This window comes from Pseudarthrobacter sp. ATCC 49987 (assembly GCF_009928425.1).
Taxonomy (GTDB): domain Bacteria; phylum Actinomycetota; class Actinomycetes; order Actinomycetales; family Micrococcaceae; genus Arthrobacter.
Genome location: NZ_JAABNS010000001.1, coordinates 3,046,382 through 3,066,718, shown reverse-complemented (window position 1 = coordinate 3,066,718; position 20,337 = coordinate 3,046,382). Strand labels below are relative to the sequence as shown.

24 protein-coding genes are annotated in these 20,337 nt (G+C 68.3%); all 24 read left to right on the top strand.

Features of this window, described 5'->3' with window-relative positions:
- The first annotated feature begins 65 nt into the window (after nucleotides 1-65).
- The 24 genes from GXK59_RS14180 to GXK59_RS14065 all read left to right on the top strand — a co-directional run bounded on the left by GXK59_RS14180 (nucleotide 66) and on the right by GXK59_RS14065 (nucleotide 20,324).
- Nucleotides 66-407 carry a flagellar basal body rod protein FlgB gene (locus GXK59_RS14180; RefSeq protein ID WP_160667731.1) on the top strand — a complete coding sequence of 114 codons (342 nt, stop codon included), beginning with the start codon at nucleotides 66-68 and terminating at the stop codon, nucleotides 405-407.
- Entirely contained in the window at nucleotides 407-799 is a 393-nt protein-coding gene (locus GXK59_RS14175; protein ID WP_024366495.1) for a flagellar basal body rod protein FlgC, read from the top strand. The genes GXK59_RS14180 and GXK59_RS14175 overlap by 1 nt, the downstream gene beginning before the upstream one ends.
- On the top strand, nucleotides 799-1,104 hold the full coding sequence (gene fliE / locus GXK59_RS14170) for a flagellar hook-basal body complex protein FliE (protein WP_160667729.1): 306 nt from the start codon (nucleotides 799-801) through the stop codon (nucleotides 1,102-1,104). Before GXK59_RS14175 ends, fliE begins: the two co-directional genes overlap by 1 nt.
- Entirely contained in the window at nucleotides 1,104-2,711 is a 1,608-nt protein-coding gene (gene fliF / locus GXK59_RS14165) for a flagellar basal-body MS-ring/collar protein FliF (RefSeq protein WP_160667727.1), read from the top strand. The genes fliE and fliF overlap by 1 nt, the downstream gene beginning before the upstream one ends.
- Entirely contained in the window at nucleotides 2,708-3,724 is a 1,017-nt protein-coding gene (fliG, locus tag GXK59_RS14160; protein ID WP_024366492.1) for a flagellar motor switch protein FliG, read from the top strand. Before fliF ends, fliG begins: the two co-directional genes overlap by 4 nt.
- Nucleotides 3,714-4,367, top strand: a complete 654-nt coding sequence (locus GXK59_RS14155; RefSeq protein WP_160667725.1) for a FliH/SctL family protein — start codon at nucleotides 3,714-3,716, stop codon at nucleotides 4,365-4,367. The genes fliG and GXK59_RS14155 overlap by 11 nt, the downstream gene beginning before the upstream one ends.
- Nucleotides 4,364-5,692 carry a FliI/YscN family ATPase gene (locus tag GXK59_RS14150; protein WP_160667722.1) on the top strand — a complete coding sequence of 443 codons (1,329 nt, stop codon included), beginning with the start codon at nucleotides 4,364-4,366 and terminating at the stop codon, nucleotides 5,690-5,692. Before GXK59_RS14155 ends, GXK59_RS14150 begins: the two co-directional genes overlap by 4 nt.
- Nucleotides 5,689-6,123, top strand: a complete 435-nt coding sequence (locus tag GXK59_RS14145) for a flagellar FliJ family protein (RefSeq protein ID WP_160667720.1) — start codon at nucleotides 5,689-5,691, stop codon at nucleotides 6,121-6,123. The genes GXK59_RS14150 and GXK59_RS14145 overlap by 4 nt, the downstream gene beginning before the upstream one ends.
- Nucleotides 6,120-6,797, top strand: a complete 678-nt coding sequence (locus tag GXK59_RS14140) for a C40 family peptidase (protein ID WP_160667718.1) — start codon at nucleotides 6,120-6,122, stop codon at nucleotides 6,795-6,797. Before GXK59_RS14145 ends, GXK59_RS14140 begins: the two co-directional genes overlap by 4 nt.
- Nucleotides 6,794-8,263, top strand: a complete 1,470-nt coding sequence (locus tag GXK59_RS14135; protein WP_160667716.1) for a flagellar hook-length control protein FliK — start codon at nucleotides 6,794-6,796, stop codon at nucleotides 8,261-8,263. The genes GXK59_RS14140 and GXK59_RS14135 overlap by 4 nt, the downstream gene beginning before the upstream one ends.
- A gap of 18 nt (nucleotides 8,264-8,281) precedes the next feature.
- A complete protein-coding gene (locus tag GXK59_RS14130) occupies nucleotides 8,282-8,716 on the top strand; it encodes a flagellar hook assembly protein FlgD (protein ID WP_160667714.1) in 435 nt (144 codons plus the stop codon).
- 31 nt (nucleotides 8,717-8,747) lie between these two features.
- Nucleotides 8,748-9,929: a flagellar hook protein FlgE gene (locus GXK59_RS14125; RefSeq protein ID WP_160667712.1), complete on the top strand. Its 1,182-nt coding sequence runs from the start codon at nucleotides 8,748-8,750 to the stop codon at nucleotides 9,927-9,929.
- A 194-nt stretch (nucleotides 9,930-10,123) separates the two neighbouring features.
- Nucleotides 10,124-10,411: a flagellar FlbD family protein gene (locus GXK59_RS14120; protein WP_160667710.1), complete on the top strand. Its 288-nt coding sequence runs from the start codon at nucleotides 10,124-10,126 to the stop codon at nucleotides 10,409-10,411.
- 3 nt (nucleotides 10,412-10,414) lie between these two features.
- Nucleotides 10,415-11,230, top strand: a complete 816-nt coding sequence (locus GXK59_RS14115) for a motility protein A (protein WP_160667708.1) — start codon at nucleotides 10,415-10,417, stop codon at nucleotides 11,228-11,230.
- Nucleotides 11,227-12,054: an OmpA/MotB family protein gene (locus tag GXK59_RS14110; RefSeq protein WP_160667707.1), complete on the top strand. Its 828-nt coding sequence runs from the start codon at nucleotides 11,227-11,229 to the stop codon at nucleotides 12,052-12,054. Before GXK59_RS14115 ends, GXK59_RS14110 begins: the two co-directional genes overlap by 4 nt.
- A 60-nt stretch (nucleotides 12,055-12,114) precedes the next feature.
- Nucleotides 12,115-13,011: a flagellar motor switch protein FliM gene (locus GXK59_RS14105; RefSeq protein WP_237393901.1), complete on the top strand. Its 897-nt coding sequence runs from the start codon at nucleotides 12,115-12,117 to the stop codon at nucleotides 13,009-13,011.
- Nucleotides 13,008-13,736: a flagellar motor switch protein FliN gene (fliN, locus tag GXK59_RS14100; protein ID WP_160667705.1), complete on the top strand. Its 729-nt coding sequence runs from the start codon at nucleotides 13,008-13,010 to the stop codon at nucleotides 13,734-13,736. The genes GXK59_RS14105 and fliN overlap by 4 nt, the downstream gene beginning before the upstream one ends.
- Nucleotides 13,737-14,312 carry a flagellar biosynthetic protein FliO gene (fliO, locus tag GXK59_RS14095; protein WP_160667703.1) on the top strand — a complete coding sequence of 192 codons (576 nt, stop codon included), beginning with the start codon at nucleotides 13,737-13,739 and terminating at the stop codon, nucleotides 14,310-14,312.
- Between the two features lie 137 nt (nucleotides 14,313-14,449).
- On the top strand, nucleotides 14,450-15,250 hold the full coding sequence (gene fliP, locus GXK59_RS14090) for a flagellar type III secretion system pore protein FliP (protein ID WP_160669186.1): 801 nt from the start codon (nucleotides 14,450-14,452) through the stop codon (nucleotides 15,248-15,250).
- Nucleotides 15,247-15,522 carry a flagellar biosynthesis protein FliQ gene (fliQ, locus tag GXK59_RS14085; protein ID WP_160667701.1) on the top strand — a complete coding sequence of 92 codons (276 nt, stop codon included), beginning with the start codon at nucleotides 15,247-15,249 and terminating at the stop codon, nucleotides 15,520-15,522. Before fliP ends, fliQ begins: the two co-directional genes overlap by 4 nt.
- A 1-nt stretch (nucleotide 15,523) precedes the next feature.
- Nucleotides 15,524-16,282: a flagellar biosynthetic protein FliR gene (locus GXK59_RS14080; RefSeq protein WP_160667700.1), complete on the top strand. Its 759-nt coding sequence runs from the start codon at nucleotides 15,524-15,526 to the stop codon at nucleotides 16,280-16,282.
- Nucleotides 16,282-17,361 (top strand): EscU/YscU/HrcU family type III secretion system export apparatus switch protein, encoded by a 1,080-nt coding sequence (locus GXK59_RS14075; RefSeq protein WP_160667698.1) that lies wholly within the window; start codon nucleotides 16,282-16,284, stop codon nucleotides 17,359-17,361. The genes GXK59_RS14080 and GXK59_RS14075 overlap by 1 nt, the downstream gene beginning before the upstream one ends.
- Before the next feature lie 37 nt (nucleotides 17,362-17,398).
- Entirely contained in the window at nucleotides 17,399-19,444 is a 2,046-nt protein-coding gene (locus tag GXK59_RS14070) for a flagellar biosynthesis protein FlhA (protein ID WP_160667696.1), read from the top strand.
- Nucleotides 19,422-20,324 carry a hypothetical protein gene (locus tag GXK59_RS14065; RefSeq protein WP_160667694.1) on the top strand — a complete coding sequence of 301 codons (903 nt, stop codon included), beginning with the start codon at nucleotides 19,422-19,424 and terminating at the stop codon, nucleotides 20,322-20,324. The genes GXK59_RS14070 and GXK59_RS14065 overlap by 23 nt, the downstream gene beginning before the upstream one ends.
- Nucleotides 20,325-20,337 lie beyond the last annotated feature (13 nt).

Sequence of the window (20,337 nt, the reverse complement as noted above, 5' to 3'; positions counted from 1 at the left end):
AGAGCACGGATCGCTCGTTTAACGGCCACGGATCGGCCACCCCCACCTTTCCCAGGCAGGACTCTGTGCTCGAATCCGTGACTTCCGCCGCCCTGGCCAGCGCCATGGACGGCCTGGCGCTGCGCCAGCGCGCCATCGCGAACAACATCGCGAACGTCAACACGCCGAACTACCACGCGAAGCGCGTCAGTTTCGAGGCGGCCCTCGCCGACTCCGTAAAGTCCGGTGAAGGCACGGTTGGCGCCACGACGGGCACCTCGCTCGAGCCCACCCAGTTGAACGGCAACAACGTCAACCTGGATACCGAAACCCTCTCCAACATCGACACCGTGCTGCGTTTCCAGTTCGCCGCCCGTGCCATCGGCGGGGAATTCAACGCTGTGCGCGCCGCGATGAGGACCAACTGATGACCTTTGACGCAATCGGCATCGCCGGCTCAGCCCTGACGGTGCACCGCAAATGGCTCGACGCTGTCTCGGACAACCTTGCCAACATGAACAACGCCTCCAGCACCAACGGACCTGCCTTCCAGGCCAGGTACGTGGAGGCCGCCGAAGGTTCCGAGGGAACCGGCGTTTACGTCAAGAGCACCCAGCTGGGCAGCGGCGAAGGCCGCATCGTCTACCAGCCGGACCACCCCCTGGCTGACGCCGACGGCAACGTGAAGTACCCGGACATCGACATGGCCGAACAGATGGGCGCCCTCATCATCGCCCAGCGCGGCTACCAGGCAAACGCGCAGGTTGTGGACCGCGCCCGTGAGACCTACCTGGCCGCCCTTGAGATTGGAAGATCCTGATGCCTGTTTCCCCCATCGCCCCCGTCCAGGGCGTTATGCCCACGGACTACATTTCCGGCGCCGGCGCGGCCACCGGCACTGACGGCTCCGCCTTCGGCGCCTCGCTCACCGGTGCGGTGGACAACCTCCAGCAGCTGCAGTCGACGTCGAAAGAGCTCGCCGTCTCTGCCGTCACCGGCAACCTGGATGACATCCACAACGCCACCATCGCGGCCAGCCGCGCCCAGATCACCCTCGAGCTTGTGGCCACCGTCCGCAACAAGGGCGTTGACGCGTTCAACGAGATCATGAGGATGCAGGCCTAATGCCACCGCAGATCACCGGCTTCTTCCAGCGCTTTGGATCAGGCCTCAAAGGATTCACCACCGGCCAGCGCACTGTCGCCGTGATCGGTGCGGCCCTGCTGGTGGTCGGCATCATCGCCCTGTCCGCCTGGCTCTCCAAGCCCACCATGACGCCGTTGTTCTCCGGCCTCAAGGACACCGACGCCAACGGCATCGTGGAGCAGCTGCGCAAGGACAACGTCCCCTACGAACTCAGCGACGGCGGCTCCACCATCCTGGTGCCGGAGGCCAAGGTATACGACGAGCGACTCAAGGCCGCCGCCGCGGGGCTCCCGACGGCCGCCGCCACCGGCTACTCGCTGCTGGACAAGATGGGTGTCACGTCCTCCGAGTTCCAGCAGTCCGTCACCTACAAGCGGGCCCTCGAAGGCGAGCTGGCGAGCACCATTTCCGCCATGGACGGCGTGAAGACCGCCGCCGTCCGCCTCGCGATTCCGGAAAAGACCGTCTTCGTCTCCAAGACCCCGGACACCACGGCCTCCGTCTTCGTGGAAACCGCCCCTGGCTCCACACTCTCCGGTGACAAGGTCCAGGCGATCGTCCACCTCACCTCCGCCGCCATCGAAAACCTCAAGCCGGCCAACGTCTCCGTCGTCGACTCCCAGGGCAACGTTCTCTCCGCCGTCGGCGCCGGTGCGGCGGGATCGGCGTCCAAGCAGGCAACCGACTACCAGCAGCGAACCTCCGACGCCGTCAGGGCCGTCATGGACCGCGTGGTGGGCCCCGGAAACTCCACCGTGGCCGTGGCCGCGGACGTCACGGGCGAATCCGCCCAGCAGAAAAGCGAAACTTTTTCCAACGCCCAGGGCGCCCTGCCCCTCAGCGAATCCTCCAAAACCGAGAAGTACACCGGCACCGGGGGAGGCGCCGCGGGCGTCCTCGGCCCGGACAACATTGCGGTTCCCGGCGGCACCAGCGGGAACGGCAGCTTCGATTCCTCCACCGAAACCAAAAACAACGCCGTCAACAAAGTCACTGAGGACCGCGTGATCCCGGCGGGCGCCGTCAAGCGGCAGACCATTTCCGTCGCCGTCGACCAGGCCGCAGCCGGCGGACTCAACCTGGCCTCACTGACCTCGCTTGTCACCGCCGCCGCCGGCGTCGACGCTGCCCGCGGCGACGTCGTGACCGTCGAAGTGGTGCCGTTCAGCACCGCGGCCGCGGACCAGGCCGCCGCGTCCCTCGATGCGGCCAAGGCAGATCTTGAAGCGCAGAAGCAGTCCGCGTTCTTCGGAACGCTGATCACGGCGGGCAGCATCCTGCTGGGCCTGCTGATTCTGGCCCTCGTCATCGCGCTGGTGCTGCGCCGCCGGCAGAAACGCGAACCGGTGGATCTCGGCGAACGCCTCGACCTGGAGATGATGCCGGTCATGCCGACCGTCACGGCGCTGCCCCCGGCACCCGCGACGTCGGCCATCCCGCTCACGGCCCTGCCGCCGATGGTGCCGCCGCCCGCCCAGGTGGAGGCTGAGCGCCGCCGCTTCGAGATCGAGAACATGGTTGCCGCCAACCCGGAGAAAGCGGCCGACTACCTGCGCGGCCTCATGGATGACAGGCAGCCGGTATGAAACTCGCGGATTCGACCCTGACCGGCACCCAGCGGGTCGCCGTCGTCCTCATGCAGATGAGCCCGGCCAACGCCGCGAAGGTGATGGCTCAGTTCAACGACGCCGAGGCCGAGGACATCGCCGCCGAGATCGTCCGGCTCCGGAAAGTGGATCCCGAGGTCGCCGAGCAGATCATGAAGGACTTCCACGAAGCCGCAATGTCCAGTCCCCGGCAGGCCCGGGGCGGCCGTGAACTGGCCGAGGGCCTCCTGGAAGCGTCCTTCGGGTCGGAGAAGGCCGCCGGCCTGCTCAACCGGCTCACGGTCAACATGGCCGGCAAGTCCTTTGAATTCCTGGAAGACATAGAACCGGTCCAGATCCTCGCCCTGATCGACGGCGAACTGCCGCAGACCATCGCCCTGGTCCTGGCGCACCTCAGCCCGCGCAAGGCCTCCGCCGTGATGTCCGGCCTGCCCGGCTCGTTGCGGGCCGACGTCGCCCTCAGCATCGCGACGATGGGTTCCGGCGCGCCGGAGGCCATCGGCATTGTGGCCGACACCCTCAAACTTCGCGGCGGCGCAGCCGTCTCGCAGCAGGCCTCCAAGGTGGTGGGCGGCATCCAGCCGCTGCTGGAAATCATCAACCGGACCGACGCCGGCACCGAACGCTCCGTGCTGGACGGACTGGACCTGCTGGATCCGGACCTCGCCGTGGAAATCCGCGCCCAGATGGTGACGTTCGAGGACATCGTGAAGCTGGAACGCCGCGACGTGCAGCTGGTCCTGCGCGGCCTCGATGCCTCCGTGCTGGCCGTGGCCATGAAGGGAGCCTCGGAGCCCGTCCTGGAGACCATCACCACCAACGTGTCCGGCCGCAACCTGGAAATCCTCGAATCCGAGATCGCCGCCCTCGGTCCGCTGCGCGCCTCCCAGATCGAGGAAGCCCGTGCCGCCGTGGTCCGGTCCATCCGCGAACTTGAAGCCGACGGCCAGATCACGATCCAGCGCGGGGACGAAGAAGACTATGTCTACTGACGGGACCGCCACCGACAGCGGCCCGACCCGGATCATCTTCCCCTCGCTGCGCGCGAGCGGACCTGCCAGCGAACAGGCAGGCTACACCGAAGGGCACGCTGCCGGTTACGCCGCCGGTGTCCGTGCCGCCGCCAAGGAACAGCGCCGCTGGCGGGACCGCATGGCTGCCGAGCAGGCCGCCTCGCTCGCCTCCGGGCAGCAGGACCTCGACCGTGCGGTCCGGGCCCTCGCCGTGGCCCGCGCGGACTTCGCGCACCGGAACGTCCAGGCCCTGCACGACGCCGAGGAGGTCCTCGCCCGGACCGCCCTGGAACTCGCCGAGGCCATCCTGGGCTACGAATTGGCGCACGGCACCAGGACGGCCCGCGCCGCGCTGGACCGCGCCCTGTCCGGAAACGACGCCGCCACAGTGCTGGCCATCCGGCTGAACCCGGCCGACATCGAGGTCCTCGCCAAGGAAGGCCAGGGCCTGCCGGCCGGCCTGCCGCTGCACGCGGACCCGTCGCTCAACCGCGGCGACGCCAAGGTCGAATACCAGCAGGGCTGGCTCGACGCGAGCCTCGGCAGCGCCCTGGCACGGGCCCGCGAAGCGCTTCTGGGTGACCAGGGCTGGGGAGAGAATGCGCCGGGGGACCAGCGGTGATCGCCGAGTGGCGTCCCATGGGCGCGGACTACGCCGCGGCACTCCGTGCCGCCGCCCCGCAGCGGGTCGGCGTCGTGACCTCGGTCATGGGGCTGGGCCTTGAAGTGTCCGGACTCGACTGCGCCCTGGGCGACCTGGTGACCGTGGGCTCGAACCCGGGACTGGACGCCGAGGTGGTCGCCGCACTGGACAGCTCGGTGCGCTGTATGCCGCTGGGCCGGCTGGCCGGCGTGGCGGCCGGCGATCCCGTCCGGGCCAAGGGCGGCGCAGTCCTGGTCCCCACCGGGGCCGGACTCTTCGGCCGGGTCATTGACGGCCTGGGCCGGCCAATCGACGGCAAGGGTCCTCTCAACAGCGGCCCCCGCGTGCCCATCGACAACGAAGCCCCGAATGCCATGAAACGCGCCCGCATCGACACGGCCCTGCAGACCGGCGTCCGGGTGCTGGACACGATGACCACGCTCGGCAAGGGCCAGCGCATGGGACTCTTCGCCGGTTCCGGCGTCGGAAAGTCGTCCCTGCTCTCCATGATCGCCCGCGGCACGGACGCGGAGGTCTCGGTGATCGCCCTCGTGGGGGAGCGCGGGCGTGAAGTCCGTGAGTTCCTCGAGGACGACCTCGGCCCTGTCGGGCTGGCGCGTTCCGTCGTTGTGGTCGCCACCTCCGACGAACCGGCCCTGATGCGCATGCGTGCAGCGTTCACCGCGACCCGGATCGCCGAATCCTTCCGGGACAAGGGCCAGGACGTGGTCCTGATGATGGATTCCCTCACCCGGGTGGCGATGGCCCAGCGCGAGATCGGCCTCTCCGCCGGCGAGCCGCCCGCCACCCGCGGCTACCCGCCGTCGACCTTTTCCATCCTGGCCCGGCTGCTGGAGCGTGCCGGCACGGCCGAGACCGGCTCCGTCACCGGCATCTACACGGTGCTGGTCGACGGCGACGACCACAACGAACCGATTGCCGACGCAGCCCGTTCGATCCTCGACGGCCACGTCGTCCTGGACCGGAAACTGGCCGTCACCGGGCATTTCCCCTCGGTGGACGTGCTGGGCTCGGTGTCCCGAGTTGCCACCAAGGTCAATTCCCGCCCGCACCTCGAAGCGGCGGCCACGTTGCGGCGCGTCCTCGCGGCCCGCAAGGCCGCACAGGACCTGATCGACGTCGGCGCCTACCAGGCAGGCACCAACCCGCTGGTCGATGCGGCCCTGAACCACGAGCAGGACGTCAGCACTTTCCTGCAGCAGCCGATGGACGAATCAACGGCCCACCCCGAGTCCTGGCAACGGCTCAACCACCTCACCTCGATCCTGGGAGCAGCAGCATGAACCGCCAATTCTCACTGGCAGGGCTCCTGCGCCTGCGCCAGATCCAGCAGGACCAGGCAGCCACCGGACTGGCCAGCGCCCGCTCCCGTTCCAGCTCCGTGCGGGCCCGGGAAGCCGCTGCACGCCGCGACCTGGCCTCGGGCGATGCGCCGATCTCCAGCTCCGCCTCCCTGCGGGCCGTCGCCGCAGCGCGGTCCTCATCCCACAGCATGCTCGCGGACCTGCAGGCCCTTTCGAGGATCGCGGAGACCGACGAAGCCACCGCACGCGAGGAGTTCATCGCCGCCCGCACCCGTTCCGTCGGCCTGGAGAAGCTGCAGGCCCGCCACAACGAAGACGTCCACACCGCGGACCTGCGTGCCGAACAATCGGCCCTGGACGAGATCGCCTCCACCGTCTGGCACCGCGAAGAGCAGGAGGTGAGGTCATGAGCATGACCGAGGCAATCGGCCGGATGCAGGGCATCCAGTCGATGATCACCGAGCTCACCCGCCCCACGACGGCCGAGACCAATACCGCCGCCATGAAATCGGCGGCGGCAACATCCCTGGCCACCGGCACCGGGAGCGGCGACGCGGCATCCTTCACCGAGGCTTTGACCGCCGCATTGGGCGGGACCGCCGGAACCGACATCTCCTCGCTCGCCAACAGCCTGGGGCTGGGAAGCACGACGGCGGTCGGAGCCCTGAAGGGCCTCGCCGCACCCGCCAGCGTGCCCGCTGCCGGCGCGGCGACAGGCACCGACGTCGTGGCCATGGCCAAGAAGTACATCGGCGTGCCCTACGTCTGGGGCGGAACCAATCCGGCCACCGGCATGGACTGCTCCGGCTTCACCCAGCGGGTTTTCAAGGACCTCGGCATCGAGATTCCCCGCGTGGTGAGTGACCAGATGCGCCAGGGCACCCCGGTGGCTTCCCTGGCGGAGGCAAAGCCCGGCGACCTGCTGGTGAGCTTCGGCGGCGACCACATCTCCATCTACCTGGGCAACGGCAAGGCCATTGACGCGCCGGTCCCCGGCAAGACCATCCAGATCCGCGACGCCTGGGAGCAGTACTCCAACCTGACCTCCATCCGGCGCATCGTGCCGGCTGGGACTGCATCATGAAAGGCATGGATCTGGCTTCCGCGCTGACCGCGCCCGTTCCGGGCCGCGGCGCCCAGCAGGGCGCACGTTCCGCGGCTCCCGGCGCGGACGAGGACGGCGACACGTTCGGTGCCGTACTCAACGACGTGCAGGGCGCCAACGACGCAGGCCAGGAGTTGACGCCCGACGCCGGCAGCACCGTCGCCGACGGCACACCGGCTGACGCTTCGTCCGGCGCTTCGTCCGGCGCCGCCGCGCCCGTTCCCGGCGGGGGAGCCGACGCCGGTTCCGCCTCGCCGCAGGATGCATCTTTCGCAGCTTCCGCCGACAGCGTCCTGGCCCTTGCCGCTGCACCGTATGTGCCCTTTGGTGCACAGCAGGCCGCAGTTATCCAGGCTGTTGCGCTGAACCCGCCGACTGCGGTTCCCGGTCTCCAGACGACGGGCTCGGTGACGAGCGAACAGGCAGCCGGCCAGCGGGAGGCCCTGCCGGCAGCGGCCCCTGCCGCCTCCTCTCCGACCCCGGCCGCGGGCACTGCCGTTGCCGGCGCTGCCATCCTTGGGGCACCCGCCGCGGCCGCCGGCGCGCCGGGCACAGTTGCCCCGGCCGGACCCCCCCAAGTGGCACCCCAAGGGACCCGGCAGGGAACCGGGGCGGAACAGGGCGCTGCCACCGCAAAGGCGGCACCCGCTGGACAGCCGTTGTCCCCAACGTCGCCAACGGCCACTGCGCAGCCGCCCGGATCGCAATCGTCCGTGGCACCGGGAACCGCCCTGGCGGTCGCGCGCACCGCACCCGGTCTTAGCGCCGCAGCGCCCGCTGAAGGCAAGGCCGAAGGCAGAACAACAGCCCCTGCGCGCACCGAAACCAGCGCCGCCGCGGCACCCTCGGATGCGCTCGCCGCGGCCGGAAGCGCAGCCGCCGCCGCGGCGCCGGCCAGCCAGCCGCCGTCGTCGTCGTCGGTCGTCGCCGCGCCGCACACCACGCTGCCGGCACCCGCACCCGCACCGGCCACTGCCACGCTCCAGCCCCAACTGGCGAAGCCGCTCTTCACCCTCGCCGGGGCGCCGCAGGGCCAGCACATCATGACCCTGCAGGTGAACCCCGGGGACCTGGGCCCCATGACGGTCAGGGCGCACATCGACGCCGCCGGAGTCCGGATCGAGCTCTTCGCCCCGGGAGACGCCGGACGCGAGGCCATCCGCGGGATCCTGCCGGAACTCCGCAAGGAACTCGCCGATGCCGGCTTCGGGGCCAGCCTCGACGTCTCCGAGCACAACGGCCCGGGCAGCTCAGCACGGGACGGAACCGGCCCGGACCCGAACGGGCAAGGCGCCGGGCACGACTCCAGCGCCGGCCCGGGCCCCCGCCACGGCCTGGGCGATCCGCGCCCCGGCCACCGCTGGGATGCCCTGGCCGACGGGGACACCCTGCGCACCGCCCGGATCCTGAACGGCCCCCAGACCACCCTCGACATTCTTGTCTGACACGAAGGAACGCGACACATGACGATCCAGCCCATCGCTTCATCGCCGGTCACGGCTGCGGGGGAGACCCCGCAGGCTGCTGCCGTGAGGACGCCCGTGCAGGCCATGGATTCGGAGGTCTTTATGTCCCTCCTGGTGGCCCAGCTCAAGAACCAGAACCCGAGCGCCCCCATGGACACCAACCAGATGATGAGCCAGACCATCCAGCTCTCCATGATGGAGAAGATGCAGGAACTGACCACCAACAGCAAGGAAGGGTTCTCCCTGCAGATGCGGCAGGCGGCGGCCCAGCTGATCGGCCATTCCGTCGGCTACACGCTCGGCGACGGCACCACCGGCACGGGCATCGCCAGTTCCGTGTCATATTCCGGAGCTGTTCCGACCGTCAAGGTCGGCGAGCTCTCCATCCCCCTCGACTCCATCACCGGGCTCACCGCTCCGGCCGCTTCCTGACCAGTTTTCCACCCGCAGAAAGGCAGTTCCCATGCTCCGCTCGCTGTACTCCGGAATCTCCGGCCTTCGCGCCCACCAGACCATGCTGGACGTCACCGGCAACAACATCGCCAACGTCAACACGGCGGGCTTCAAGGCTTCCTCCACCCAGTTCCAGGACACGCTGTCCCAGATGACCCAGGGCGCCTCCGCGCCGCAGGGCGAGACCGGCGGCAGCAACCCGGCCCAGATCGGCCTTGGCGTCCGGGTTGCCGGCGTCAGCACCAACTTCGCCCAGGGCTCCTCGCAGAGCACCGGCCGCGCCACGGACATGATGATCTCCGGCGACGGTTTCTTCGTCACGAGCAAGGGCGGCCAGCAGCTCTTCACCCGCGCCGGATCAATGACTTTCGACGCCGCCAGCCAGCTTGTCAGCCCCGACGGCGGCATCCTGCAGGGTTGGACCGCCGACCCGACCGGCGTCGTTAATCAGGGCAATGCCATCGGCGACATCACGCTCAACCCGAACACCATGATCGCCAACGCCACGAACAAGGTCACGCTGGACGGCAACCTGCCCAGCGACGCGTCCATGCCGACCAGTCTTCAGCGCATCGTCAAGGTTTACGACGGCGCGGGAACTGAGCGTAGCCTGACCCTGACTTTCGACAAGACCCTCACTGGCTGGGACGTCACAGGCAACGACGATACCGCCGCCGCCTCAACAGTTTCCCTCAGGCAAGACCCGAACGGTGTCCTCACACCATTGGCCGCTTTAAAGGTTGGCAGCAGCAACGTCGACATCGACCTCTCAAAGGTCTCCGGCTATGCCTCCATGAGCTCCCTGACTGTCGCCAGCCAGAACGGTTCTGCTGCCGGGAAGCTGGAATCCTTTACGCTGGGCAACGACGGCTCGCTGATCGGCTCCTTCAGTAACGGCACCAAGCAGGTCCTCGCGAAGATCGCGCTGGCCAAGTTCACCAACCCTGCCGGTCTGGAGAAGGCCGGCGGCTCCTCCTACGTCGCCACCGCCAACTCCGGCAACGTCCAGCTGGGCGCAGCAGGGGACGCGGGCATCGGCACCCTGGCCGGCGGTTCGCTGGAGATGTCGAACGTGGACCTGTCCCAGGAATTCACCAACCTGATCGTCGCCCAGCGCGGCTTCCAGGCCAACGCCCGCATCATCACCACCTCGGATGAGGTCCTTCAGGAGCTCGGCAACCTCAAGCGCTAGATTTCCCGAACACCATGTGGGGAGAACCGCCGTGCCGGCAACGGTGCGGCGGTTCTTTTCGTTAGGCAGCCGGAACGGCCCGCCGCCTAACGAACAGGGCCTCTCTGCCGACAGTAGAAGGAGAACACCCTTCCCCCTGCCTGGCATCGCTGAGCAGGACAAACGCTGAGCAGAAAACAGAGCAGAATCGGCCCATGATCGTCGTCACTCGCCTCAACGGAACGCGTTTCGCGGTCAATCCGGATCTGATCGAGCGTATCCACGAGAGCCCGGACACCCATCTGGTGACCCTCGACGGTGCCGCGTACGTGGTGCTGGAAAGCCTCGCCGAAGTGGTTGAACTCATTGCCGACTACCGGGCCTACGTCCTGAGCAAAGCGCGGGACTTTCCCGCGGTGACCGGATACCCCCTGAGCCTCGTCCCGCCGTCGGACCCCGCGGACGGCCGCCGCCGCCCAGCACCTGAGCCCCCAAGAAAGTAATCCATGGATCCCGCAACAGTCATCGGACTGCTTCTCGCCTTTGGTTCCCTCATCGTTATGGTCCTTCTCGAGGGCGGCAGCCTCAGCTCCCTCGTGCTGCCGGCCCCCATGATCCTCGTTTTCGGGGCCACCCTGGCCATCGGACTGGCCGGAAACACGCTCAAGGATGTCATCCAGGCATTCAAATCCGTGCCGGGAATGTTCATCGGTAAGACGGCAAAACCGCAGGACAGCATCGACCAGATGGTGCGCTTCGCAGAAAAGGCCCGCAGCGAGGGCCTGCTCTCCCTGGAGGAGGAGGCCGCCGGCGTCAACGATCCTTTCTTGGCCCGGGCGCTGCAGAACATTGCCGACGGCACCGACGCCGAGGACCTCCGGATGCAGATGGAGGACGAGATCGATACGAAATCCCGCAGCGATCACGCCTCGTCGAAGTTCTTCGCGTCCCTCGGCGGATACGCCCCCACCGTCGGCATCGTCGGAACCGTGGTGTCCCTGACCCACGTGCTGGAAAACCTGTCCCAGCCGGATGAGCTGGGGCACATGATTGCGGCGGCCTTCGTTGCCACCCTCTGGGGCCTGCTGTCCGCCAACTTCATCTGGCTCCCGTTCAGTTCGCGCCTGGCCCGGCTGTCCGAACTGGACATCGAACGCCGGACGCTGCTGATGGAAGGCATGCTCGCCGTGCAGTCCGGCGCGCAGCCGCTGCTGCTCGCCGAGAGGCTCCGCTCCATGGTTCCCGAGCACCAGCTCAAGAGTTCCGGAAGCGGCCGCAAGGCCGCCAACGGCGACGCCGGAACGATGGACACCGCGGCGTGAGTGGCCGCCGTCGCCCCCGCAAGAAACCCGAAGAACACCACGTCGACGAACGCTGGATGGCGTCCTATATGGACATGGTCACGGTGCTCATGTGCCTGTTCATCGTCCTCTACGCCATGTCCACAGTCGACGCGAACAAGTTCGAGAAGCTGCGCAATTCCCTCGCCACCGGCTTTGGGGCGGTTGCGAGCGAGACAGTGGACACGGCAGAGGGCACAGTGGTCCCGCCTGAACTTGCGGACAAAAACCTGGAGGCGTTCGCCGCGCTCCAGTCCGCGGGTTCACCGGCAGCACCCGATGCCCTCGAAGCGGCCCTGAAGGAAGTTGACCGGCTGCGTGCCCTTGAAGCGCAGATGAAGGCAGGCCTGGCGGCCGCCGGGCTCAGCGAGAACGTTGAATTCCAGATCGACCAGCGCGGACTTACGGTCAAACTGATCGGTTCCCAGACCTTCTTCGCGCCGGACCGGCCGGAACTGACTGACCGGGCGGCCCAGGTCCTGACAATCATCTCTCCGATCCTCGGCCCGGCGTCCCTGGAGATCATGGTCGAAGGCCACGCTGCCAACGGCATCACCGCCTACCCGTCCACCTGGGAGTTGTCCTCGGCCCGGGCCGTCAACGTCCTGCGCTACATGGTGGACCGCGGCGGGATCGCGCCGGCAACCATCGGCGCCGTCGCCTTCGGCTCCGCGCGGCAGGTCAACGACGACTCCACCCCCGAGCTCATGGAACGAAACCGCCGGGTGGACATCGTGATCATCTCGGACCAGCCCGACGTCGTCCGGGCACTGATTCCGGAAGTGCTGAAACACAGCGGGAAATAGGCTGTTACTGCGTGCGGCGGGCTGCTTACCGCTGCGGATCCCCTGCCGATAGTGGCAACCGTGAGTGTTTTGGATGAGCGGGAAGTGGCACGGGAGCGGGCGGTCAGCGTCTACGACTTCCGGCGTCCCGCGACGCTCGCCCGGGAACACAGCCGCGTCCTGGAACTCGCCTTTGAAACTTTCGCCCGCCAGTGGGGAACCCAGCTGACCGCGAAGGTCCGCGTCAAGTCCGTGGTGCGGCTCGAAGACGTCAGCATGCTCAGCTACGACGAGTACGCAGCCTCCCTGCCCGCGGTCACCGCCATGGTGCTCTGCACCGTCGAGGGACACGATTCCAAGCTCGTGGTGCAGTTCCCCGCCCCCGCGGCCCTCGGCTGGGTGAACCGCATGCTCGGCGCCTCCAACGATGCGCCCATGCCGGACCGCAAGTTCACCCAGATTGAACAGGCGCTGGTCAAGGGACTCATGGATGAGGCGCTCGAAGACCTCGGCTATTCCCTGGGGCCGCTGCTGAGCGAAACCGTCCGGGTGGACACCATCCAGTACAACTCCCAGTTCGCCCAGGCCGCAGCCCCCAGCGAACTGATGATCGTCGCGGCGTTCACCATCAACGTCGGCGACATGAGCGCCCCCGCCACCCTGGGCGTCCCCGCAGCACTCCTGCTGGGACGGCTCAAGAAGGTCAACCCCACCGACAACCGGGAGGACGCCGCCGCGCGTGTCAGCGCCCAGCTGGAACGGGTTCCGGTGGAACTCTCGGTGCGGCTCTCGACGTCGTTTGTCACCCCCAGCCAGGTCCTGGGCCTCGCAGTGGGAGACGTCCTGACCCTGCCGCACCTGGAGAACCGGCCGTTTGACCTCACCCTGGACGGCACCCGGCTCGCCACGGCCGCCCCGGCCCGCAACGGGTCCCGCGCGGCCGCAGTCATTGTCACAATCGAGGAGAATCACCGATGAGCATCACCCTGACCAGGCACGAATCGTCGGCGGAACGGCTCGTTGAAGAACTGCCGAGCCCGGTGGCGCTCAAAGTGCTGGCCCTCGTGCCGGCCCGCGCGGCCGCGGCCTACGCCCGCCAGGCTGTCACCGCCACGTTCGTCGGCTCCGTCACCGCAGACCTCGCGCTGATGCTGAGCGACCGCACCTTCCTCGACGAAGCCGCCGGCGGCATGGCGGGAGCCCAGCCCGGCGTCGTCTCGGTGACGGACGTGCTGCGCCCTGCGATGGAAAGCGCCAGCTCGGTGTTCGGCGCCGGAGTCCTGAGCGACCTGCGCGAGTCCGACGCCTCCGGCCTGCTCTCGGACCCCGACACCGCGGTCTTCGAACTCTCCGACGGTGTCAACGCCGCCGCCTGGTTCGCCGTCCGCCTCCGCGAACACAACACCAGCCAGGACCGCGCGGGCGACGTGTTCGCCGGCGGCGAGGCCGTTGCCGGCCGGCTCGGCAGGATCAACAACATCGAAATGGCCCTTACCGTGGAGATCGGCCGCACCCGCATGTCGGTGCGCGATGTGCTCTCGCTCGAACCGGGCAAGATCATCGAACTCGACCGCTCCGCCGGCGCCCCGGCGGACGTCCTGCTGAACGGGCGGCTGATCGCCCACGGCGAAGTGGTGGTCCTGGACCAGGACTACGCCGTCCGGATCACCCGCATCCTCGATGTTGCCGAGGGACTTAGCTGAATGGACGCACTGATCCTCGGGCTGCGGGTATTCGTGGCCCTGGGCGCGGTGCTGGGCCTCATGTGGCTCCTGCAACGACGGCTCGGCAAGGGCACCGGACGGCGCCGGGCCGACGGCGCACTGACCATTGTCAGCCGGCAGAGCGTCGGCCAGAAAGCCTCCGTCGTGGTTGTCGACGCCTCGGGGCAGCGATTCCTCCTGGGCGTCACAGAACACGCCGTCAACGTCCTGCACACCGGTGACATCCCGGCCGAAGCCGAGGAAGCCGCCGTCCCCGAAACCCGCCGCGGAGCCGGCGAATTTGCCCGGATCCTGTCCGGCTTCGGCCCGCTGCCCGGCCGGCAGGCCGCCTTCGAGGAACTCTCCGAGGACAGTGTCGACGCTGCCGACGCCAGCCCCGCGAACGCCCCGCTGCCCCGCCGCAGCACCCTGCACCGGGACTCCCATGCGCGGGGATCTTCGCCGCGCGGCAACAACTCCGGCGCGGCCGGCCATCCGCCCCTCCATGGGTCAATCCTGGCCGGCTCCACGTGGAAGCAGGCCGCTGCCGCCCTCAGGAGCGGGCGCCGCAATTGATCCGCTCGCTGACTTTCCACTCCGCCTCCTCACTCCCGGCCGCCCCCGGCGCTGAGCTGATCCGGCCTGGCGCAAACCGCCCGGCAACGGTCCGCCCGGCAACTGTCCCCGCGGGCGCTGCCCTGACCGCCAGGGCGATGGTGCTGGGCCTCGCCGCCGTCCTGTTCGCGGTGCTGCTGCTCTGGCTGACCGCCTCGGCCGGCCAGGCAGCCCCCATCGACCCCAACCCGCCGGTCGCCCCGACAGATCCGGCAAACCCCGGCGGCGGCAGCGTCAACATCGAGATCAACGGACTCGACGGCAAACCGTCGACGGCGGTCCTGACCCTGATCGGCATCACCCTGCTGTCGGTGGCGCCGGCGCTGCTGCTGATGATGACGTCCTTCACCAAGATCTTCGTGGTCCTCGCGATGACCCGCAACGCCCTGTCGCTGCCGTCCATCCCGCCGAACCAGGTGCTCGCCGGGCTGGCACTGTTCCTCTCGATTTTCGTCATGTGGCCGGTTATCAACGAGATGAACACCATCGGCATCCAGCCCTACCTCAACGGCACCCTGGACTTCAACGGCGCCGTCGGCGCTGCCAGCGGCCCGCTGCAGCACTTCATGCTGGCCCACACCAGGGAAGAGGACATCGCCCTGATGTCCCGGGCCGCCGCGGCGGAAAACCCGGCCACGCCCGAGGCCGTGCCCCTGCAGACCCTCATTCCCGCCTTCATGATTTCGGAACTCCGCGCCGCGTTCATCATCGGCTTCGTGATCTTCATCCCGTTCCTCGTGATCGACCTCGTGGTCTCCGCCGCCCTCATGTCCATGGGCATGATGATGCTCCCGCCGGTGATGATTTCGCTGCCCTTCAAGATCCTGCTGTTCGTCCTGGTGGACGGCTGGGGCCTGATCATCACCTCACTCATCCAGAGCTATGCGGCCACCGGATGAACGCCAATGCCGTCCTGGACATCTGTCTCCAGGCCATGATCGTCGCGGCCAAGCTCTCCGCCCCCGTCCTGGTGACAGCCCTCGTGGTCGGCCTGGCCATCGCCCTGCTGCAATCCATTACCCAGCTGCAGGAAGCCACCCTGTCGTTCGTGCCCAAGGCCGCGGCCGTGGCAATCGCCCTGCTGATCTGCGGCCACTGGATGATCTCGGAGATGGTTGCCTTCACCAACGATCTCTTCGCCAAGATCCCGTCGCTGCTCGGAGGCTTGTGAGGTGGGCATCCCGATCGACCCGACGTGGCTGGAAGCGCTCCTGCTGGCCACCGTCAGGATGACGGCATTCCTGATCGTGGCACCGCCTTTCGCCCACCAGGCGTTCCCCGGCCGCGTCAAAGCCATGCTCGGGCTCGGGCTCGGCCTTGCCGTGTCCCAGCGGGTCTCCGCCGGGTACACGGCTCGCGACACGGCCGGCTTCCTTACCGGGGTGGTGCTGGAGCTGGTGACCGGGCTGGCCCTGGGCTTCCTGGTCCTCGTGATCTTCTCCGCCGTCCAGTCCGCCGGCAGCCTGATCGACCTCTTCAGCGGCTTTCAGATGGCCCAGGCTTTTGACCCCCAGATGAATGTCAACGGCGCGCAATTCACGAGGCTGTTGCAGATGGCGGCGCTGGCGCTGCTGTTCTCCTCCGACGGCTATCAACTCGTCATCACCGGACTCACCGGCAGCTTTGGTGCCCTGCCGCTGGCCGGCGGCATCGATCTGGCCCAGCCGGTCCAGGCCATGACGTCGGCGGTCACCGGAATGTTCCTGGCCGCCGTCCAGATCGCCGGACCGCTCGTGGTGGTCCTGTTCCTCGCCGACGTCGGACTCGGCCTGCTGACCCGCGTTGCCCCGGCACTCAACGCCTTCTCCCTGGGCTTCCCGCTCAAGATCCTGCTCACCCTCATGCTTGCCGGGTTCATCTTCCTGGCGCTGCCCAGGATTGTTTCCAGCCTTGCCGGGCAGGCCGCCAAAACGGTGCTGGGGGTGGGCTGATGTCGGATTCACAGGAAAAAACCGAGCAAGCCACCGACAAACGCATGAAGGAGGTCCGCTCCAAGGGTCAGCTTTCCCGCTCCCAGGACCTCACCGCCTGGGTCGGCGTCGGCGCCGCCGCCATCATGATTCCGGCCACCGTGGAACGCGCCTCCAACGCCGCCACGGACCAGCTCTTCAGCGTCCGCGGCATCGTTGCAGCCCCGGATCCCGGCAAGGCCGTCAAGGCCCTGGAGGACGGCCTCGCCGCCATCGCCGGGATCGTCGGGCCCATGCTGCTGGTGGTTTTCATCGTGGTTCTCGCCGGGGCCGCGCTCCAGGGCGGCGTGCACTTGAAGAAGTTCAAGCTGGACTTCGAGCACTTCAAGCTTCTCGACGGGCTGAAACGGATGTTCGGCATGCAAGCGGTGTGGGGCGGCGTCAAGGCGCTGCTGAAGGCCAGCGTCGTGGGGCTGGTCCTCTACAGCGTCGTGCAGGGGCTGGTGCCGGTGCTGCTGACAGCCGGAGGAATGCCCGTTTCCGGGGTCGTGCAGGCCGCGGGCGGCGGTATCGCCTCGCTGGTCCAGTTCGCCGTGGCGGCCGGTATCGTCCTCGCGGCGGCTGACTTCTTTGTCGTGATGCGCCGCAACCGCAAAAAGACCCGGATGTCCAAGAAAGAAGTCCAGGACGAAAACAAGAGCAGCGAAGGCGACCCGCTGATCCGCTCCCAGCGGCGGGCCCGGCAGATGACGATGAGCCGGAACCGGATGATCGCGGCGATCGGGGACGCCGACGTCGTGCTGGTCAACCCCACGCACTTCGCGGTGGCGCTCAAGTACGAACCCGGAAAGTCCGCCCCCCGCGTGGTGGCCAAGGGCTCAGGCCACATCGCGGCCAGGATCAGGGAAGAGGCCGAGGCCAAGGACGTCCCGATGGTCCAGGACATCCCGCTGACCCGGGCCCTGCACAGCGCCTGCGAGCTGGGCCAGGAGATCCCGGTGGACTTCTACCGCGCGGTGGCCGGCGTCCTCGCGTTCGTAATGTCACTCAAGGCGCGGGGCGCCGCCCGTGGCATGCACCGGATGGCGGCCGCCGTATGAACACTGCCCGAACCAGCGTCTGTGAAAGGACCGCACCATGAAGAAGCTCGCCCCGCTGACTGTGCCGATCGGCATCGTCGGCATTGTGCTGCTGCTGGTTGTTCCGGTGCCCGCGCCGCTGCTGGACGTCCTGATCGTCTGCAATATCCTGCTGGCGCTCCTGGTGCTGCTGACCAGCATGTTCGTGAAGAAGCCGCTGGATTTCTCCGTCTTCCCGTCGCTCCTGCTCGTGGCCACGCTGTTCCGGCTGGGCCTGAACGTCGCCTCCACCCGGCTGGTGCTGGGGGAGGGGTATGCCGGCCAGGTCATTGAAGCCTTCGGCAAGGTGACCGTGGGTGGATCCATGATCATCGGCGCTGTCGTGTTCCTCATCCTCGTGGTCATCCAGTTCGTGGTGGTCACCAAGGGCGCGGAGCGGGTGGCCGAAGTGGGTGCCCGCTTCACCCTCGACGCGATGCCGGGCAAGCAGATGGCGATCGACGCCGACCTCAACGCGGGGCTGATCACGGACACTCAGGCCCGCGAACGCCGCGCCGAAGTCTCGGCCGAGGCCGACTTCTACGGCGCCATGGACGGTGCCTCGAAGTTCGTCAAGGGCGACGCGATCGCCGGCCTGATCATCATCATCATCAACTTCATCGGCGGCATCGCGATCGGCATGCTGCAGCGCGGCATGGAAATCGGCGACGCCGTCGGCACCTACGGGCTGCTGACCATGGGCGACGGCCTCGTCTCGCAGATCCCGGCCCTGCTGATGGCCGTCTCCACCGGCATGATCGTGACCCGTTCCAACGCAGAATCCGACATGGGCCGCACGGCGTCCACCCAGCTGATGCAGTCGCCCAACGCGCTCATGATCGCCGGCGTCGCAGCCATCGCGATGGCACTGATCCCGGGCATGCCGCCGGTGCCGTTCCTCCTGGTCGGAGCAGGCCTGCTGTTCGCGTCGCGCCGGATCGCCGCCCAACAGTCGCAGGAGGCAAGAACCCGCGACGCCGAGGCCAGTGCCCTGAACTTCCCCGAAATGGACCCCAACGAGAAGCTCCTTGAGGACATGCGCGTCCACCCGGTGGAGATCCTGCTGGCCCCGGACCTCGTGGACATGGTCTCCGGCGCCTCGGACGACCTGCTGGCCCGGGTGAGGTCCCTGCGCCACAAAATCGCCATGGAGCTCGGCCTCGTCATCCCGCCGGTCCGCACCCGGGACAGCGTGGATCTGCCGCCGGCGAGCTACTCGATCCGGATCGCCGGCGTCGAGGCGGGCGCCGGGACTGCCCCCAGCGGCCAGATGCTGGCCCTGGGCGACAGCCTCGACTCGCTCCCCGGTGTCGCGATGATCGAGCCCGTGTTCGGCCTGGCCGGCAAGTGGATCCCGGCGGAAATGCGCCACAACGCGGAGATGACCGGCGCCACCGTCATTGACCGTGTCTCGGTCCTCGTCACCCACCTGTCCTCGATCGTCACGGCCAACGCCGCCAGGCTCTTGTCCCGCGAGGACGTGCGGGTCCTCACCGAGGGCGTGCGGAAGCAGAGCCCGTCCGCCGTCGACGAACTCACGCCCGCGCTGCTCTCCCTCGCCGAGCTGCAGCGCGTGCTCCAGGGCCTGCTGGACGAGCAGGTTCCAATCAACGACCTCGCCCGGATCTACGAGGCGCTCACGCTCCGCGCCAAGGTCTCCACCGACCCGGAATCACTGGTCGAATCCGCGAGGCAGGCCCTGGGCCCGGCGCTGACGGCCAAATTCATGGACGGCCCGGTGCTGAACGTGATCATGATCGACCCGCTCCTGGAGCAACACATGCTCGAGGATATGCGCCCTGCCGAGGGCGGCAGCCAGATCGTAATGGGCCAGGACCGGCTGGACGCCGTGCTCCGCTCGGTCCGTGCCGCCGTCGACTCCGCGGCCGCAGCCAACCGCCCGGCCGTGCTGGTCTGCGCACCCGCGCTCCGCCCCGCCATCCACCGGCTCGTGGGGGCGCAACCCGGCTCGGTGCCGGTGCTCTCCTACCGGGAAGTCACGTCAGCCAACGTCCGGATCGAAACAGTAGGAGTCGTTCGCCATGCAGAACCGCTTTCGGCTTAAGGGCGCCTCGCTGGAGGAGGTCGTTCCGGAACCGGACGTGCTTGCCGAGGCAGTCGCTCCGGCAGTCGCGCTCGCAGGGGCGGCGCCCGCCCACGAGTTGCAGGGCGCTGCGATCGCGGCCCTGCTCGAAGAAGCCGATGCGGCCGAACTGAGCCTGCACCGGCCCGGCAATGCGGGACTTTCCACGGAATCTCCGGACTTCGCCGAACTGCTCGAACAGCTCGGCGCCGGGCTGCGCGGCCCTGGCGCCGGCGCCGCTGCCGTTCCCAACAACCGCAACCGGCAGGAACCCGGAGCCGCCCCGGCCCCGGCGACTGCGTCGGAGCCGACGGCGGGCGTGTACCTGGCGGTGGCAGAGGCGCCAGTGTCCGAGCCCGCTGCGCCGCGCGTGTCCCTCCCGGTTCCGCTCAGCGGGGTTGGTGACCTCGTGGTCCTCGTCGGGCTTGGCGACGACGCCCTGGACACCGCGCTGGCCATGTCCACGGCGGCCGGCGGCGCCGATGTGCGCACGGCGGGGAAGCTGTCCGCTTACGGCCATCTGCACGTGGAAGGGCGCCAGGGCGCGACGGCGGCCCGCGCCCACGCTGTCCTGACAGACCAGACCGTGATGGTGGCTTTCGGTCTGGGGAGGGCCCGCGACGCCCTCGCCCGGCTCCAGTCGGTAGCTGCACTGTCCGCAGACCAGGTCTGGGTAGTGGTCGACGCTGGACGTAAGCCGGAGGACTCCGCGCGCTGGGTGGGCGTGCTGGCCGCGCAACTGGACATCACCGCGGTGGCAGTCGTCGGTGCGGCGGAAACCGCCACGCCGGAAACCGTCAACTCGCTGGGACTGCCGGTGGGCTGGATCGACTCAGGCCCCGCCCGCCCGGCCAGGGTCTGAGATGGCGGGCATT